Annotated in this window: 2 protein-coding genes; both read right to left on the bottom strand. The window is 61.1% G+C overall.

The genetic code is table 11. The annotated features are described in order from the left end of the window. Nucleotides 1-862 (bottom strand): aldose 1-epimerase family protein (locus tag EN893_RS32165; protein ID WP_164901311.1); only part of this gene is annotated, 862 nt, incomplete at its 3' end. A gap of 204 nt (nt 863-1,066) precedes the next feature. Further along, entirely contained in the window at nt 1,067-1,783 is a 717-nt protein-coding gene (locus EN893_RS32160; protein WP_127271130.1) for a Bax inhibitor-1/YccA family protein, read from the bottom strand. Nucleotides 1,784-1,818: the final 35 nt, after the last annotated feature.

Genomic DNA, 1,818 nt, shown 5'->3' with positions numbered 1-1,818 from the left:
GTACCTGATAGCTCAGAACACGCTTCGCGGCAGGCTCGATCAACATCACGCTAGGCTTATCGATAAACTCACCATCGAAATCCACCGGGCTTGCAAGGCCATGCCAGGGTTCGATGCAAAGAAATGGCGCGCCGCCGGGTTTGGACCAGATACCCAATTCCTGGAATCCCTGCCACAACATCTCGATCGCGGGACCGCTCTCGGCAGCGTAGCGCACGCTGGAACTGACGGGCCGATCCATGATCACCGCGTCCTCGCCGAAGAGCCTTTCGGAGAGTGCCAGCCTTTTGCCTTCCACAGGCGTCGGTTGTGGCGCTTTCAGCAGCAGGCCGTCCTTCAGGCGGCGGATCGGCGCTTGCTCGGCGGAGGCAAAGGTCAGCTGGTAATCCGTCTTGGCCAGATCCGGAAGCAAAGGCCAATTGAACGCCGGGTGCGCCCCGATCGATGCCGGCAGCGGCTCATCGCCGGTGTTGGTGATGTCGAAGGTCACATCAAGCTGATGGCGGTCCAGCGTGTAAGTCACTGCCAGGCGAAAGGCGAAGGGGTAGTGCGCGCGGGTATCGGCATCGTCGGTGAGCACCAACGTGCAGGATCGTGGTCCCCTCTGCGCCCAGGCGAACGGCTTGTCGCGCGCGAAGCCGTGCTGGGTCATCGGATAGGTCTGGCCGCGATGGCGCAGTTGGTCGCCCTTCAGCCGGCCGACGATTGGAAACAGCACCGGCGAGTGACGCCGCCATTCCGGACCGGCCTGCCACAGAAACTCTGTGCCGTCGGCATCGCGTAGGGAGACAAGTTCGGCGCCCTGCCCGACAACAGTCGCCGAGATGCCGTCACCGTGAAGCGTCAGGCTGTCCTGTTCCATGCGTCCTCGCGGCTATCTGGCGTGGCCGGCAGGCTAGCAAAAGGGGACGTGCGAACTCAAGAGCGGCAGATTTACATCGCGTCTCAGTCAGCCGCGATGAACGATCCACCGCACATGGCAAATGCTGCCTCAAATAAAAAACCGTGGCCGGAGGTTTCCCTCCGGCCACGGTAAGTTGCGAAATGTTGCCTGCTACGGTCCGGATTACTCGCGTTCGCCGGTGAAGTTCAGCAGCAGCTGGAAGATGTTGATGAAGTTCAGATAGAGCGAGAAGGCGCCGAAGACGGCAAGTTTCTGGCGCGATTCCGCGTCGAAATTCTCGGCATACTGTTCTTTGATCGTCTGCGTATCCCAGGCGGTCAGGCCGATGAACACGGCGATGCCGATCACCGAGATGGCGAACTGCAGCGCGGTCGAGCCGAGGAAGATGTTGACGATGCTGGCGATCACCACGCCGATCAGGCCCATGATCAGGAATGACGAGAACTGGGTCAGGTCGCGCTTTGTCGTGTAGCCGTAGAGACTGGTGGCGCCGAACATGGTGGCGGCGATGAAGAAGGTGCGCGCGATGCTGGTTCCGGTGAAGACCAGGAACACAGAGGCGAGCGACAGGCCCATGACCGCGCAGAAGGCCCAGAACATCGCCTGGGCACTCGCCGCCGACATGGTCTGCATTTTGAACGAGAACAGCAAGACGAAGGCGAGCGGTGCCAGCATCACCACCCATTTCAGCGGGCTGGAGAAGATCGGCACGTAGAGCGCCGGCGTCGATGAGATCATGAAGGCGACGAGGCCGGTGACCACCAGGCCGACGCCCATGTAGTTGTAGACGCGCAGCATATGCTGGCGCAGGCCCTCGTCGAAGATGGCTCCGGTTTGGGCGCCGGCGCCGACGCGATATCCCAGATTGGGGGTGTTCATTTGCGTTCTCCTTTGTGGATCGATCAGTAAAGCGT

This window comes from Mesorhizobium sp. M7A.F.Ca.CA.004.04.2.1, assembly GCF_004022825.1.
GTDB lineage: Bacteria > Pseudomonadota > Alphaproteobacteria > Rhizobiales > Rhizobiaceae > Mesorhizobium.
Note: the sequence above shows the minus strand (reverse complement) of the source record. Positions and strands in the feature narration are given on the sequence as shown.